This window comes from Halomonas rhizosphaerae (genome assembly GCF_030010555.1).
Lineage (GTDB): Bacteria > Pseudomonadota > Gammaproteobacteria > Pseudomonadales > Halomonadaceae > Halomonas > Halomonas rhizosphaerae.
Map to the genome: position 1 here is coordinate 64338 of NZ_JASCQP010000016.1, position 14082 is coordinate 78419.

24 protein-coding genes are annotated in these 14082 nt (G+C 62.4%); all 24 read right to left on the reverse strand.

The window, feature by feature from the left end:
• Entirely contained in the window at positions 1 to 1332 is a 1332-nt protein-coding gene (secY, locus tag QLQ83_RS05185; protein WP_282734483.1) for a preprotein translocase subunit SecY, read from the reverse strand.
• The gene (rplO, locus tag QLQ83_RS05190; protein ID WP_250063416.1) at positions 1333 to 1767 is read right to left on the reverse strand and encodes a 50S ribosomal protein L15; all 435 of its coding nucleotides are present in this window, start codon (positions 1765 to 1767) and stop codon (positions 1333 to 1335) included.
• Between the two features lie 3 nt (positions 1768 to 1770).
• Positions 1771 to 1953 (reverse strand): 50S ribosomal protein L30, encoded by a 183-nt coding sequence (gene rpmD, locus QLQ83_RS05195; protein WP_013331010.1) that lies wholly within the window; start codon positions 1951 to 1953, stop codon positions 1771 to 1773.
• A gap of 5 nt (positions 1954 to 1958) precedes the next feature.
• The gene (rpsE, locus tag QLQ83_RS05200; RefSeq protein WP_133636904.1) at positions 1959 to 2459 is read right to left on the reverse strand and encodes a 30S ribosomal protein S5; all 501 of its coding nucleotides are present in this window, start codon (positions 2457 to 2459) and stop codon (positions 1959 to 1961) included.
• A gap of 11 nt (positions 2460 to 2470) precedes the next feature.
• Positions 2471 to 2821, reverse strand: coding sequence for a 50S ribosomal protein L18 (rplR, locus tag QLQ83_RS05205; protein ID WP_102626746.1), 351 nt, complete (start codon positions 2819 to 2821; stop codon positions 2471 to 2473).
• A gap of 9 nt (positions 2822 to 2830) precedes the next feature.
• Positions 2831 to 3361 carry a 50S ribosomal protein L6 gene (rplF, locus tag QLQ83_RS05210; RefSeq protein ID WP_282734484.1) on the reverse strand — a complete coding sequence of 177 codons (531 nt, stop codon included), beginning with the start codon at positions 3359 to 3361 and terminating at the stop codon, positions 2831 to 2833.
• Positions 3362 to 3370: 9 nt separating this feature from the next.
• Complete coding sequence (gene rpsH, locus QLQ83_RS05215; RefSeq protein WP_151442454.1) at positions 3371 to 3763, reverse strand: 30S ribosomal protein S8; 393 nt, start codon at positions 3761 to 3763, stop codon at positions 3371 to 3373.
• Between the two features lie 32 nt (positions 3764 to 3795).
• The gene (gene rpsN, locus QLQ83_RS05220; protein ID WP_282734485.1) at positions 3796 to 4101 is read right to left on the reverse strand and encodes a 30S ribosomal protein S14; all 306 of its coding nucleotides are present in this window, start codon (positions 4099 to 4101) and stop codon (positions 3796 to 3798) included.
• Between the two features lie 10 nt (positions 4102 to 4111).
• Positions 4112 to 4651: a 50S ribosomal protein L5 gene (rplE, locus tag QLQ83_RS05225; protein ID WP_106232381.1), complete on the reverse strand. Its 540-nt coding sequence runs from the start codon at positions 4649 to 4651 to the stop codon at positions 4112 to 4114.
• Positions 4652 to 4669: 18 nt separating this feature from the next.
• The gene (gene rplX / locus QLQ83_RS05230; RefSeq protein WP_040183125.1) at positions 4670 to 4984 is read right to left on the reverse strand and encodes a 50S ribosomal protein L24; all 315 of its coding nucleotides are present in this window, start codon (positions 4982 to 4984) and stop codon (positions 4670 to 4672) included.
• 14 nt (positions 4985 to 4998) lie between these two features.
• Positions 4999 to 5370, reverse strand: a complete 372-nt coding sequence (gene rplN / locus QLQ83_RS05235) for a 50S ribosomal protein L14 (RefSeq protein WP_106232380.1) — start codon at positions 5368 to 5370, stop codon at positions 4999 to 5001.
• Between the two features lie 52 nt (positions 5371 to 5422).
• Positions 5423 to 5683, reverse strand: a complete 261-nt coding sequence (rpsQ, locus tag QLQ83_RS05240) for a 30S ribosomal protein S17 (protein WP_106232379.1) — start codon at positions 5681 to 5683, stop codon at positions 5423 to 5425.
• 1 nt (position 5684) lies between these two features.
• On the reverse strand, positions 5685 to 5876 hold the full coding sequence (gene rpmC / locus QLQ83_RS05245; RefSeq protein WP_040183129.1) for a 50S ribosomal protein L29: 192 nt from the start codon (positions 5874 to 5876) through the stop codon (positions 5685 to 5687).
• Complete coding sequence (gene rplP, locus QLQ83_RS05250; RefSeq protein ID WP_021819610.1) at positions 5876 to 6289, reverse strand: 50S ribosomal protein L16; 414 nt, start codon at positions 6287 to 6289, stop codon at positions 5876 to 5878. Before rplP ends, rpmC begins: the two co-directional genes overlap by 1 nt.
• Positions 6290 to 6304: 15 nt before the next feature.
• Positions 6305 to 7003, reverse strand: coding sequence for a 30S ribosomal protein S3 (gene rpsC, locus QLQ83_RS05255; RefSeq protein WP_089714404.1), 699 nt, complete (start codon positions 7001 to 7003; stop codon positions 6305 to 6307).
• A gap of 11 nt (positions 7004 to 7014) precedes the next feature.
• Complete coding sequence (gene rplV, locus QLQ83_RS05260; RefSeq protein WP_040183132.1) at positions 7015 to 7347, reverse strand: 50S ribosomal protein L22; 333 nt, start codon at positions 7345 to 7347, stop codon at positions 7015 to 7017.
• Between the two features lie 18 nt (positions 7348 to 7365).
• On the reverse strand, positions 7366 to 7641 hold the full coding sequence (gene rpsS, locus QLQ83_RS05265) for a 30S ribosomal protein S19 (RefSeq protein ID WP_089714455.1): 276 nt from the start codon (positions 7639 to 7641) through the stop codon (positions 7366 to 7368).
• A gap of 33 nt (positions 7642 to 7674) precedes the next feature.
• Positions 7675 to 8505, reverse strand: coding sequence for a 50S ribosomal protein L2 (gene rplB / locus QLQ83_RS05270; RefSeq protein WP_106232377.1), 831 nt, complete (start codon positions 8503 to 8505; stop codon positions 7675 to 7677).
• A 17-nt stretch (positions 8506 to 8522) separates the two neighbouring features.
• Positions 8523 to 8819 carry a 50S ribosomal protein L23 gene (gene rplW / locus QLQ83_RS05275; RefSeq protein WP_089714412.1) on the reverse strand — a complete coding sequence of 99 codons (297 nt, stop codon included), beginning with the start codon at positions 8817 to 8819 and terminating at the stop codon, positions 8523 to 8525.
• Positions 8816 to 9424, reverse strand: coding sequence for a 50S ribosomal protein L4 (gene rplD, locus QLQ83_RS05280; protein ID WP_106232376.1), 609 nt, complete (start codon positions 9422 to 9424; stop codon positions 8816 to 8818). Before rplD ends, rplW begins: the two co-directional genes overlap by 4 nt.
• A gap of 14 nt (positions 9425 to 9438) precedes the next feature.
• Positions 9439 to 10077 (reverse strand): 50S ribosomal protein L3, encoded by a 639-nt coding sequence (rplC, locus tag QLQ83_RS05285; RefSeq protein ID WP_106232375.1) that lies wholly within the window; start codon positions 10075 to 10077, stop codon positions 9439 to 9441.
• A gap of 164 nt (positions 10078 to 10241) precedes the next feature.
• The gene (gene rpsJ, locus QLQ83_RS05290; RefSeq protein ID WP_021819602.1) at positions 10242 to 10553 is read right to left on the reverse strand and encodes a 30S ribosomal protein S10; all 312 of its coding nucleotides are present in this window, start codon (positions 10551 to 10553) and stop codon (positions 10242 to 10244) included.
• Positions 10554 to 10716: 163 nt separating this feature from the next.
• On the reverse strand, positions 10717 to 11910 hold the full coding sequence (gene tuf, locus QLQ83_RS05295) for an elongation factor Tu (protein ID WP_282734486.1): 1194 nt from the start codon (positions 11908 to 11910) through the stop codon (positions 10717 to 10719).
• A 29-nt stretch (positions 11911 to 11939) separates the two neighbouring features.
• Positions 11940 to 14060 (reverse strand): elongation factor G, encoded by a 2121-nt coding sequence (gene fusA, locus QLQ83_RS05300; RefSeq protein ID WP_282734487.1) that lies wholly within the window; start codon positions 14058 to 14060, stop codon positions 11940 to 11942.
• Positions 14061 to 14082: the final 22 nt, after the last annotated feature.

Here is a 14082-nt window from a genome sequence, read left to right on the forward strand (position 1 = left end):
TCAGCGCATGATGCCGCCGCTACCGTAGCCTTTCAGGTTGGACTTCTTCATCACCGACTCGTACTGGTGCGACATGAGGTGCGACTGCACCTGGGCCATGAAGTCCATGATGACCACTACCACGATCAGCAGCGAGGTACCGCCGAAGAAGAACGGCACGTTCCAGGCCACGATCAGGAACTGGGGCATCAGGGAAACCGCAGTGATGTAGAGGGCACCGAACAGGGTCAGACGGGTCATGACCTTGTCGATGTAGCGAGCGGTCTGCTCGCCAGGGCGGATGCCCGGCAGGAAGGCCCCTGACTTCTTGAGGTTGTCAGCGACATCCTTGGGGTTGAAGACCAGCGCTGTGTAAAAGAAGCAGAAGAATACCACCGCCGCGCCGAAAAGCAAGATGTAGAGCGGCTGACCCGGGCCCAGGGCCTGGGACGCACGCTGCAGCCACTCCATGCCATCGCCGGCACCCACCCACTGCCCCAGCGAGGCCGGGAACAGCAGGATGCTGGAGGCGAAGATCGCCGGGATCACGCCCGCCATGTTGACCTTGAGCGGCAGGTAGCTGCTCTGGCCGGCATACATCTTGTTGCCCACCTGGCGACGCGGGTAGTTCACCGTGATGCGGCGCTGGCCGCGCTCGATGAACACCACGAAGGCCACGGTAGCCACGCCAAGCACGGTGAGGGCCAGCAGCGGCAGGACGTTCCAGGCACCCTCGTTGCGGGCCAGCTCGAAGGCCTGCCCCACGGCGCCCGGCAGACCGGCGACGATACCCGCGAAGATCAGCAGCGAGATGCCGTTGCCGATGCCCTTCTCGGTGATCTGCTCGCCCAGCCACATCAGGAACACCGCCCCGGTGACGAACGTCACGATGGCGGTGAAGTAGAAGCTGAAGTCGGCCGTGTAGGCGATCCCCTGGCTGGCCAGGCCCACCGACATGCCGGTGGCTTGGACCAGGGCCAGCAGCACGGTGCCGTAGCGCGTGTACTGGCTGATCTTGCGGCGACCGGCCTCACCTTCCTTCTTCAGCTGCTCGAGCTGCGGCGAGACCGCGGTCATCAGCTGCATGATGATCGACGCCGAGATGTAGGGCATGATGCCCAGCGCCATGATGCTCATGCGCTCCAGGGCGCCACCCGAGAACATGTTGAACATGCCCAGGATGGTGCCCTGCTGCTCCCTGAACAAGGCAGCAAGCTGGTCAGGATTGATACCGGGAACGGGGATGTGGGCACCGATACGGTAGACCACGATGGCGAGGAGCACGAAGCGCAGACGCGCCCAGAGTTCACCCAGACCGCTGCCCATCGCCGGCATGTTTCCTGACTTGGCCATTTAGTCCTCTACCTTGCCGCCGGCGGCTTCGATCGCGGCACGGGCACCCTTGGTGACCTTGATGCCGCGGACCGTGACCGCCTTGTTCAGTTCGCCGGACAGGATCACCTTGGCATGCTTGGTGGCGTCCTTCAGCACGTTGGCTTCCTTGAGGGTGTCCAGGGTGACTTCGTCACCCGCGACCCGGGCCAGCTCGGCCAGGCGGACTTCCTCGGAAACCAGCGACTTCGCGGAAGTGAAGCCGAACTTGGGCAGGCGCCGCTGCAGCGGCATCTGACCGCCCTCGAAACCGGGCTTCACGCTGCCGCCGCTGCGCGATTTCAGGCCCTTGTGGCCACGGCCGCCGGTCTTGCCCAGACCGGAGCCGATGCCACGGCCGACTCGCTTCTCGGCGTGCTTGGAACCCGGTGCCGGGCTCAGGCTATTGAGTTTCATGGATTACTCTCCCTCAACACGCACAAGGTAATTGACCTTGTGGATCATGCCGCGGACGGCAGGGGTGTCTTCCAGTTCAACCGTGTGACCGATGCGACGCAGGCCGAGGCCCTTCATGGTGGCCTTGTGCTTGGCCAGTACGCCGATGGTGCTGCGGGTCTGGGTAACCTTGATCGTTGCTGACATGGTGCTTACCCCGTGATCGCTTCGACAGGCAGACCGCGCTTGGCGGCCACGTCTTCCGGCGACTGCAGGGAGGCCAGACCGTTGACGGTCGCCCGCACCACGTTCACCGGGTTGGTGGAGCCGTAGCACTTGGCCAGGACGTTGTGCACGCCGGCCAGTTCGAGCACGGAGCGCATGGCGCCGCCGGCGATGATCCCGGTACCCTCGGAGGCGGGCTGCATGTACACCTTGGAGGCGCCGTGACGGGCCTTGACGGGGTACTGCAGGGTGCCACCGGTGAGGTTCACCTTGACCATGTTGCGACGCGCCTGGTCCATGGCCTTCTGGATCGCGACCGGCACTTCACGTGCCTTGCCACGACCGAAACCCACACGACCGTTACCGTCACCCACGACGGTCAGGGCGGTGAAACCGAAGATTCGGCCACCCTTGACCACCTTGGCGACACGGTTGATCTGCACGAGTTTTTCCTGCAGATCGCCGCTTTGCTGTTCGTTCTTCGCCATCGTAAAACCCTTTAGAATTCCAGGCCGCCTTCACGAGCGGCGTCGGCCAGGGCCTTCACACGACCGTGGTACTTGAAGCCGGCACGATCGAAGGCCACCTGGGTGATGCCAGCCTGCTTGGCACGTTCGGCAATCAGTGCGCCCACCTTGGCGGCGGCGTCGGCATTGCCGGTCGCACCCTCGCGCAGGGCCTTGTCCAGCGTGGAAGCGCTGGCGAGGACCTTGCCACCATCCGGCGAGATGATCTGCGCGTAGATGTGGCGGGGGGTACGGTTGACGCACAGGCGATACACGCCCAGCTCGCGGATCTTGGCGCGAGCACGGCGGGCACGACGGAGACGAGATTCTTTCTTCGCGTTCATAACCCTGCCTTACTTCTTCTTGGCTTCTTTGCGACGCACCTGCTCGTCGACGTACCGGACACCCTTGCCCTTGTAGGGCTCGGGCGGACGGAAGGCGCGGATTTCCGCAGCACACTGGCCGAGCTTCTGCTTGTCCGCGCTTTTCAGCACGATGATGGTGTTCTTGGGCGTTTCCGCCGTGACACCTTCAGGCAGCGTGTAATCGACCGGGTGCGAGAAGCCCAGTGTAAGATTGAGCGTCTGGCCCTTGGCCTGGGCACGATAACCGACGCCGATGATTTCGAGGCTCTTGGTGAAGCCCTCGCTGACACCGGTGACCAGGTTCTGGACCAGGGCACGGGTGGTACCGACCATTGCCCAGCTCTTCGCGGACTCGCTCGGCTGGAAGGTCAGCTGTCCCTCTTCCTGACCGATCACCACATCGGGGTGAACGGTCTGGGACAGCGTGCCCTGGCTGCCCTTGACGGACAGCTGGTCACCGTCGAGCTTGACCTCGACGCCTGCGGGCAATTTGACCGGATATTTGGCTACGCGGGACATTCCAAACTCCTAGAATACGGTGCAGATGACTTCACCACCGACACCCGCCTGACGCGCCGCGCGATCGGTCATCACCCCATTGGAGGTGGTGACGATGGCAACGCCCAGACCTTCGGCGACCTTCGGCAGCGCGTCCTTGCCCTTGTACTGGCGCAGGGACGGCTTGGAAACCCGCTGCAGGTGCTCGATGACCGGCTTGCCCTCGAAGTACTTGAGGGTCACGGTCAACTCGGGCTTGGCGGTCTCGCTGACGGCGAAGTCGCTGATATAGCCCTCTTCCTTCAGCACGCGGGCCACCTCGACCTTGAGCTTGGAGGACGGCATGGAAACCGTCTCCTTGGTGGCCATCTGCGCATTGCGGATACGGGTGAACATATCCGCCAGAGTGTCTTGCATGCTCATTTACGTTGCGCTCCTGATGATTCTACGTGGCGTTACCAGCTGGACTTCTTGAGTCCGGGCACGTCGCCACGCATGGCGGCTTCACGCAGCTTGTTGCGGCCGAGGCCGAACTTGTTGTAGTAGCCGTGCGGGCGTCCAGTGATGCGGCAGCGGTTGCGCTGACGCACCGGGCTGGAGTCGCGCGGCAACTGCTGCAGCTTGAGCTGCGCGTCGAAGCGCTCTTCGTCAGAAGCGTTGACGTCCTGGATGATCGCCTTGAGCTCGGCGCGCTTGGCGGCATACTTCGCCACCAGCTTGGTGCGCTTGAGCTCGCGTTCTACCATGCTTTTCTTTGCCATGATCCCACCCTTATTTCTTGAACGGGAAGTTCAACGCGCCGAGTAGCGCGCGACCTTCTTCATCGGTTTTGGCGGTGGTGGTGATGGTGACATCCAGACCACGGATCCGGTCGATCTTATCATACTCGATCTCCGGGAAGATGATCTGCTCACGCACCCCCATGGAGTAGTTGCCACGACCGTCGAAGGACTTCGGGTTGAGACCACGGAAGTCACGAACGCGGGGGATCGCGATATTCACCAGGCGATCGAGGAAGTCCCACATGCGCTCGGAGCGCAGGGTCACCTTGATCCCGATCGGCCAGCCTTCACGCACCTTGAAGCCCGCGATGGACTTGCGTGCCTTGGTCACCAGCGGCTTCTGACCGGAGAGCTTCTCCAGGTCGCCGATGGCGTTGTCGATCAGCTTCTTGTCGCTGGTCGCTTCGCCGATACCCATGTTCAGGGTCACCTTGGTGACCCGCGGTACCTGCATCACGTTGGCGTAGCTGAACTGCTCTTGGAGTTGAGCCACCACCTCGTTCTGATAACGTTCTTTCAAGTTCGCCATTTTGCTATCCGACTCGCGTTAGGCGTCGATCTGCGACTGCGTCGACTTGTAGATACGTACCTTGGTACCGTCTTCCTGAACCTGGAAGCCGACGCGATCCGCCTTGCCGGTCTCCTGGTTGAAGATGGCCACGTTGGACGCGTGAATCGGTGCCTCGCGCTCGACGATACCGCCCTGGTTGCCCGCCATCGGGTTGGGCTTGGTGTGACGCTTGATCATGTTCACACCGGACACCACGAAGCGGTTTTCGAGAACCCGCTTGACGGTGCCGCGCTTGCCCTTGTCCTTGCCGGCGATGACGATCACTTCATCGTCACGTTTGATCTTTTGCATATCCGCCTCGCTCCTTACAGCACTTCAGGCGCCAAGGAAATGATCTTCATGAACTTCTCGTTGCGAAGCTCACGCGTCACCGGCCCGAAGATACGGGTACCGATCGGCTGATCGTTGGTGTTGTTCAACAGCACAGCCGCATTTCCATCGAAGCGGATCAGCGACCCGTCGTTACGACGGACGCCACTACGGGTGCGAACCACCACCGCCTTGAGGACCTGGCCCTTCTTGACCTTGCCACGCGGAATGGCTTCCTTCACCGTGACCTTGATGATGTCACCGATGCGAGCGTAGCGACGGTGAGAACCGCCCAGCACCTTGATGCACTGCACCCGGCGCGCTCCGCTGTTGTCGGCGACATCCAGCATTGTCTGAGTCTGAATCATCGGTTTTCTCCAAACCTAATCTGACTGCACTGGCTTGACAGGCCTGAGCCGATCAACCCTTGGCCTGTTCGACGACTTCGATCAGGGTCCAGGCCTTGTTCTTCGACAGCGGACGGCATTCCTGGATGGACACCGTGTCGCCGGCCTTGGCCTGGTTCGACTCGTCGTGGGCGTGCAGCTTGGTGGAGCGCTTGACGTATTTGCCGTAGATCGGGTGGCGCTCACGACGCTCGATCATCACAACGATGGACTTGTCCATCTTGTCGCTCACCACCTTCCCGGTGAGCGTACGGGCTTTCTTCTCTTCGGCCATCTCAGTCACCTGCCTTCTCGTTGAGCACAGTCTTCACGCGGGCAATGTCCCGACGAACCTGCTTGAGCAGATGAGTCTGGCTCAGCTGACCGGTGGCCTTCTGCATGCGCAGGTTGAACTGCTCGCGGAGGAGTTCGAAGAGCTGCTCCTGGAGCTGCTCGGCTGACTTCTCACGAATTTCCTGGGCTTTCATCACATCACCGTCCGTTTCACAAAGGTGGTGGAGACCGGGAACTTCTGGGCAGCCAGGGCGAATGCCTCGCGAGCCAGCTCCTCGGAAACGCCTTCGATCTCGTACAGGACCCGACCCGGCTGGATCTGCGCGACCCAGTACTCGACGGAGCCCTTCCCCTTACCCATGCGGACTTCCAGCGGCTTCTTGGAAATCGGCTTGTCCGGGAAGACACGGATCCAGATCTTGCCGCCACGCTTTACGTGACGGGTGATCGCACGACGACCAGCCTCGATCTGACGGGCGGTGACACGGCCCCGGCCAGTGGCCTTGAGGCCATACTCGCCGAAGCTCACCTTGCTTCCGCGATGCGCCAGGCCACGGTTGCGGCCCTTCTGCATCTTGCGGAACTTCATACGCTTAGGTTGTAACATCGACTCGCTCTCCCCTTACCTGGAACCTTTCTTCTTGGAGGGCGCGGCCTGCGGCTGTTTCGCCTTGGCGCGGACCTCCTCGATGCCCCCGAGGATTTCACCCTTGAAGACCCAGACCTTGACACCGATGATGCCGTAGGTGGTCTTGGCCTCGTAGGTGGCGTAGTCGATGTCCGCGCGCAGGGTATGCAGCGGGACGCGACCTTCCCGGTACCATTCGGTACGGGCGATTTCCGCGCCGCCGAGGCGACCGGAAAGCATCACCTTGATACCGCCGGCGCCCAGGCGCATGGCGTTCTGCACGGACCGCTTCATGGCGCGACGGAACATCACGCGACGCTCGAGCTGCCCGGCGATGTTCTGCGCGACGAGCTTGGCATCGAGTTCCGGCTTGCGGACTTCCTCGATGTTGACGTGCACGGGCACGCCCATCATCGCGGTGACGTCGCGACGCAGACGATCGACGTCTTCGCCCTTCTTGCCGATCACGATGCCCGGACGGGCAGTGTGAATGGTGATGCGGGCGTTGTTGGCCGGGCGCTCGATGGTGATGCGACTCACGGACGCATTCTTCAGGCGCTCTTCCAGGAAGCGACGCACTTCGAGGTCGCTGTTCAGCTTGTCGGCATAGGCGCCGCGCTCGGCATACCACACCGAGGTATGGTCCTTGACGATACCCAGGCGAATGCCTGTTGGATTGACTTTCTGACCCATCTGGTCGACTCCTACTTCTCGGCTACCTTGACGGTGATGTGGCAAGTGCGCTTCAGGATGCGATCCGCACGGCCCTTGGCGCGCGGACGGATGCGCTTGAGCGTCATGCCCTCATCGACGCAGATGGTCGAGACACGCAGCTCGTCGATATCCATGCCGTCGTTTTCTTCCGCATTCGCGATGGCGGACTGCAGCACCTTCTTGACCAGCTTCGCGGCCTTCTTCGGGGAGAAGGTCAGCAGGTCGAGCGCCTCGGCGACAGGTTTACCGCGCACCTGGTCAGCCACCAAACGGGCCTTCTGGGCGGATAAACGAGCGCCACGCAGCTTTGCTGTGACTTCCATCTCTCAATCCTCTCTGGCTTACCGTTTGGCTTTCTTGTCCGCCACATGACCGCGGTAGAGGCGGGTAGCAGCGAATTCGCCCAGCTTGTGGCCAACCATTTCCTCGGAGACGTGCACCGGGACGTGTTGGCGACCGTTATGGACTGCAATGGTGAGCCCGACCATGTTGGGCAGGATCATCGAACGACGCGACCAGGTCTTGATCGGTTTGCGGTCGCTCTTCTCCACTGCAGTCTCAACCTTCTTCAGCAGATGAAGGTCAATAAAGGGACCTTTCTTCAGTGAACGTGGCACAGCCGTTACCTCTTGATGTCTTGGCGTTGGATCTTATTTCCGGGCCTTGCGGCGACGGATGATCAGCTTGTCGGTGCGCTTGTTCTTGCGGGTCTTGTGGCCCTTGGTGGGGATGCCCCACGGAGACACCGGGTGACGCCCGCCGCTGCTGCGGCCTTCGCCGCCGCCGTGCGGGTGATCCACCGGGTTCATGGCCACGCCGCGAACGGTCGGGCGCACCCCTCTCCAGCGCTTCGCACCGGCCTTGCCAAGCTGACGCAGGCTGTGCTCGGAGTTGCTCACTTCCCCCAGGGTCGCGCGGCACTCGGCCAGCACCTTGCGCATCTCGCCGGAGCGCAGACGCAGGGTGGCGTAGTTGCCTTCACGGGCGACCAGCTGGGCGCTGGTGCCGGCACTGCGTGCAAGCTGGGCGCCCTTGCCGGGCTTGAGCTCGATGCAGTGCACGGTGGAACCCAGCGGGATATTGCGCAGCGGCAACGCGTTGCCCTTCTTGATGGGCGCGTTGACACCGGACTCGAGACGGTCGCCGGCGCTCACGCCCTTGGGCGCGATGATGTAGCGACGCTCGCCGTCGAGGTACTTGAGCAGGGCAATGTGTGCGCTGCGGTTCGGGTCATGCTCCAGGCGCTCGACGGTGGCCGGAATGCCATCCTTGGTGCGCTTGAAGTCGATGATCCGGTAGTGATGACGGTGACCACCGCCCACGTGGCGGGTGGTGATGCGACCGTAGTTGTTACGGCCACCGGACTTGGACTGCTTCTCGAGCAACGGCGCGTAGGCGCGGCCCTTGTACAGCTCCTCACCAACAATCTTGACGACGTGGCGACGACCGGCGGATGTGGGTTTAGTCTTGACGATTGCCATGATCCGTACTCCTGCCCTTATTCGGCGCCAGAGAAGTCTTCAAGGGTTTCGCCGGCGGCCAGTGTCACGTACGCCTTGCGATAACCCTTGCGGTGACCCAGACCCTGCGCGGTGCGCTTGGTCTTGCCCTTCATGTTCAGCACCTGAACACGGTCGACCTTCTTGCCGAACAGCTCCTGGACGGCAGCCTTGATCTCGGGCTTGGTCGCGTCGCTTGCCACCTTGAACACGTACTGGTTGCGCTCGGCGGCCATGGCGGCCTTCTCGGTCACGTGCGGACCGAGCAGAACCTTGAATACACGCTCCTGGTTCATGCCAGCTTCTCCTCGAATTTACGCAGAGCGGAGACGGTGACCAGCACCTTGTCGAAGGCGACCAGGCTCACCGGATCAGCGGCGGCGACGTCCACCACATCCACGTTCGGGATGTTGCGGGCGGCGAGGTACAGATTCTCGTCGACTTCCTCGGTGACGATTAGCACCTTCTCCAGGCCCAGCTCCTCGAGCTTGGCAACCAGCTGCTTGGTCTTCGGGGCCTCGACGGCGAAGCCATCGACGGCCACCAGGCGTTCCTGGCGGACCAGCTCGGAGAGAATCGAGCGCATGGCCGCGCGGTACATCTTGCGGTTGACCTTCTGGGAATGGTCCTGCGGACGAGCCGCGAAGGTCACGCCGCCGCTGCGCCAGATCGGCGAGCGGATGGTACCGGCACGGGCACGACCGGTGCCCTTCTGGCGCCACGGCTTCTTGCCGCCGCCGCGCACGTCGGAACGGTTCTTCTGGGCGCGAGTGCCCTGGCGACCACCGGCCAGATAGGCGGTGACGACCTGGTGCACGAGAGCCTCGTTGAATTCTTTGCCAAAGGTGGCATCGGATACTTCGACAGTACCGGCGCCTGCACCTGCAAGATTCAGATTCATCGGTAAATTCCCCTTCAGCCTGCTTTGACGGCGCTGCGCACGATGACATCACTGCCGGTGGCACCGGGTACGGCACCCTTGATCAGCAGCAGGTTGCGTTCGGCGTCGACACGGACGACTTCCAGGCTCTGCACGGTGCAGCGAACATTGCCCATCTGGCCGGCCATCTTCTTGCCCTTGAACACGCGGCCCGGTGTCTGGCACATGCCGATGGAACCCGGCGCGCGATGCGACAGGGAGTTACCGTGGCTGTTGTCCTGGGTGCGGAAGTTCCAGCGCTTGACGGCGCCCTGGAAACCCTTGCCCTTGGAGGTGCCGGTCACGTCGATCATCTGACCAGCTTCGAAGAGGGATACGGTGAGTTCGCCGCCCACTTCCGGAGCCTCGTCACCTTCTGCAAGGCGGAACTCCATCAGCGAACGACCGGCCTCGACACCTGCCTTGGCGAACTGCCCGGCCTGGGCTTTCGACAGATGCTTGGCCTTGCGGGAGCCGGTTGTCACCTGAACCGCGGCGTAGCCGTCGGACTCGACGGACTTCACGCGTGTCACGCGGTTGGGCTCAACCTCGATCACGGTCACGGGCACGGATGCGCCATCTTCGGTGAAGACACGGGTCATACCGGCCTTCCTACCGACTAAACCGATAGTCATTCTCAGTCTCCTTTAGTGTACGGGGCTGTCACCCGCTATGGCTGCCCTTTCCAGAGCATTCCACTAGCACGTTGTATGACGCCATCCCGGCGTGGCGGCTGCTGCGTGGCGCTGCCTTCTTGGTGGACAGACCAGGCGCTGGGCCGCGAGTGTCTAGTGTGGTGTCAGTCGAGCTTGATCTGCACGTCCACGCCGGCGGCGAGGTCGAGCTTCATCAGGGCATCAACGGTCTTTTCGGTGGGCTCGACGATATCGAGCACCCGCTTGTGGGTACGAATCTCGTACTGGTCGCGCGCGTCCTTGTTGACGTGCGGAGAGATCAGCACGGTATAACGCTCGCGATTGGTCGGCAGAGGAATCGGACCACGGACCTGGGCGCCGGTACGCTTGGCGGTTTCTACGATCTCCGCGGCGGACTGGTCGATCAGGCGATGGTCGAAGGCCTTCAACCGAATGCGAATCTTCTGGTTCTGCATTTGCCCTAACTCCAATGGATTCTGACGGCGCGAGCCGTCAACCCACGCATTCAAAGGATGCGCATTATAGGCACGCCGGCGACGAGAGTCAAACACTCGCGTCCGGTGCGCAGAAAGGGGGCTCCTGGCGGAGCCCCCTTCGATCGGTCAAGCAGCGGGACGCTTACTCGATGATCTTGGCCACGACGCCGGCGCCGACGGTACGGCCACCTTCACGGATGGCGAAGCGCAGGCCGTCATCCATGGCGATCGGGGCAATCAGGGTGACAACCATCTTGACGTTGTCGCCCGGCATGACCATCTCGACGCCTTCCGGCAGCTCACAGGTACCGGTGATGTCGGTGGTACGGAAGTAGAACTGCGGACGGTAGCCCTTGAAGAACGGGGTGTGACGACCACCCTCGTCCTTGGACAGCACGTACACCTCGGCCTCGAACTTGGTGTGCGGGGTGATGGTGCCCGGCTTGGCCAGGACCTGGCCACGCTCGACGTCGTCACGCTTGGTGCCACGCAGCAGGGCGCCGACGTTCTCACCGGCACGACCCTCGTCCAGCAGCTTGCGGAACATCTCGACGCCGGTCACGACGGTCTTGACGGTGTCCTTGATACCGACGATCTCGACTTCCTCGCCGGCCTTGACCACGCCACGCTCGACGCGGCCGGTGACCACGGTGCCACGACCGGAGATGGAGAACACGTCCTCGATCGGCATCAGGAACGGCTGATCGATGGCACGCTCCGGCTCCGGGATGTAGTCGTCCAGGGCCTTGATCAGGTTGGCAACGGCGGTGGTACCCATGCCGTTGTCGTCCTTGCCTTCCAGGGCCATCAGGGCGGAACCGGTGATGATCGGGGTGTCGTCACCCGGGAAGTCGTACTCGTCGAGGAGCTCACGGACTTCCATCTCGACCAGCTCGAGCAGCTCCTCGTCGTCGACCATGTCGGCCTTGTTCAGGAACACGACGATGTACGGCACGCCGACCTGGCGAGACAGCAGGATATGCTCGCGGGTCTGCGGCATGGGGCCATCGGCGGCGGACACGACCAGGATAGCGCCGTCCATCTGGGCGGCACCGGTGATCATGTTCTTGACGTAGTCGGCGTGCCCCGGGCAGTCCACGTGCGCGTAGTGACGCGCCTCGGACTGGTACTCGACGTGAGAGGTGGCGATGGTGATACCACGCTCACGCTCTTCCGGCGCATTGTCGATGGCGTCGAACTCGCTCCAGTCACCACCGAACACCTCGGCGGAAACGCGAGTCAGGGCCGCAGTCAGCGTGGTCTTGCCGTGGTCGACGTGACCGATGGTACCGACGTTGACGTGCGGTTTGGAACGTTCAAATTTTTCCTTAGCCACTGCTATAACCTCTTTACGTTAGCTAACGGTTAACCGTTCTGGTTGATGACGGCTTCAACGACGCTGGACGGCGCCTCTTCGTAGTCCGCAAACTCCATCACGTAGCTTGCGCGGCCCTGGGTCTGAGAGCGCAGATCGGTCGCGTAACCGAACATCTCAGCCAGAGGTACCGTGGCGCGGATGATCTTGCCCATGGAGGAGTCATCCATGCCCTGGACGAGACCCCGACGGCGGTTCAGGTCGCCCATGACGTCACCCATGAACTCTTCGGGGGTCACGACCTCGACCTTCATCACCGGCTCGAGGAGCACGGCCTTGGCCTTCTTGGCACCTTCCTTGACCGCCATGGAAGAGGCAACCTTGAACGCGGTCTCGTTAGAGTCCACGTCATGGTAGGAACCGTCGAACAGCGTGACCTTGACGTCAATCATCGGGTAGCCCGCGATGACACCGTTCTGCAGCTGCTCGTAGGCCCCTTTCTCGACGGCCGGCACGTATTCCTTGGGAACCACGCCGCCAACGATCTCCGAGGCGAACTTGAAGTGCATGTCCTCGTCTTCGCCCTTGTCCTCTGCGGTGAGCGGCTCGATGCGCAGGTGCACATGACCGTACTGGCCGCGACCGCCGGACTGGCGAACGAACTTGCCTTCCTGCTCGACCTTGGCGCGGATGGTCTCGCGATAGGCCACCTGCGGCTTGCCGATGTTGGCGTCGACCTTGAACTCGCGACGCATGCGGTCGACGAGGATGTCGAGGTGAAGCTCACCCATGCCGGAGATGATGGTCTGGCCGGTCTCCTCATCGGTGCGGACCTGGAAGGAGGGATCCTCCTGGGCCAGCTTGCCCAGTGCCACGCCCATCTTCTCCTGGTCGGCCTTGGACTTGGGCTCCACGGCCACGGAGATCACCGGATCAGGGAACTCCATGCGCTCGAGCACAATCTTGTCGTTCAGGTCGCACAGGGTATCACCCGTGGTGACGTCCTTCAGGCCGATGCAGGCGGCGATGTCGCCGGCCAGCACTTCCTTGATCTCCTCGCGGGAGTTGGCGTGCATCTGGACGATACGGCCGACGCGCTCCTTCTTCTCCTTGACGGAGTTGTAGACGCTGTCGCCCGACTTCAGCACGCCCGAATAGACGCGGATGAAGGTCAGAGTACCGACGAAGGGGTCGGTGGCGATCTTGAAGGCCAGCGCGGAGAAGGGGGCACTGTCGTCCGCCTCACGGGTGGCGATGGTACCGTCCTTGTCGTCCAGCTCACCCTCGATGGCCTTGACCTCGGTGGGTGACGGCATGTACTCGATGACGCCATCCAGCACGGCCTGAACGCCCTTATTCTTGAAGGCGGAGCCGCAGGTGACCAGCACGATCTCGTTGTCCAGGGTACGGCGCCGCAGGCCGGCCTTGATCTCCTCGATGGTGAGCTCGCCCTCCTCGAGGTACTTGTCCATCAGCTCCTCGGAGGCCTCGGCTGCCGCCTCGACCATCTCCTCACGGTACTTCTCGGCGGTCTCCTGGAGCTCGGCGGGGATATCCACCAGCTCGTAGTTCATGCCGAGGCTGTCCTCGTCCCAGAGGATCGCCTTCATCCTGATCAGGTCGACGACACCCTTGAACTCTTCCTCGGTGCCCCAGTTGATCTGGATCGGTACGGCGTTGGCACCCAGCTTCTGCTTGAGCTGATCGACGACCATGAAGAAGTCGGCGCCGGTACGGTCCATCTTGTTGACGAACACCATGCGCGGCACTTCGTACTTGTTGGCCTGGCGCCAGACGGTCTCGGTCTGGGGCTGAACGCCGGACGAACCGCACAGCACCACCACGGCACCGTCGAGCACGCGCAGCGAACGCTCCACCTCGATGGTGAAGTCGACGTGTCCGGGGGTGTCGATGATGTTGATGCGATGCTCATCGAACTGCTTGTCCATGCCCTGCCAGAAGCAGGTGGTCGCCGCGGAGGTGATGGTGATGCCACGCTCCTGCTCCTGCTCCATCCAGTCCATGGTGGCAGCGCCGTCATGGACCTCGCCGACCTTGTGGGAGAGGCCGGTGTAGAACAGGACGCGCTCGGTCGTGGTGGTCTTGCCGGCATCGACGTGCGCCACGATGCCGATGTTGCGATAGCGCTTTAGTGGAGTCTTGCGAGCCACGGTGGAACTCCCCTGTGGTTGG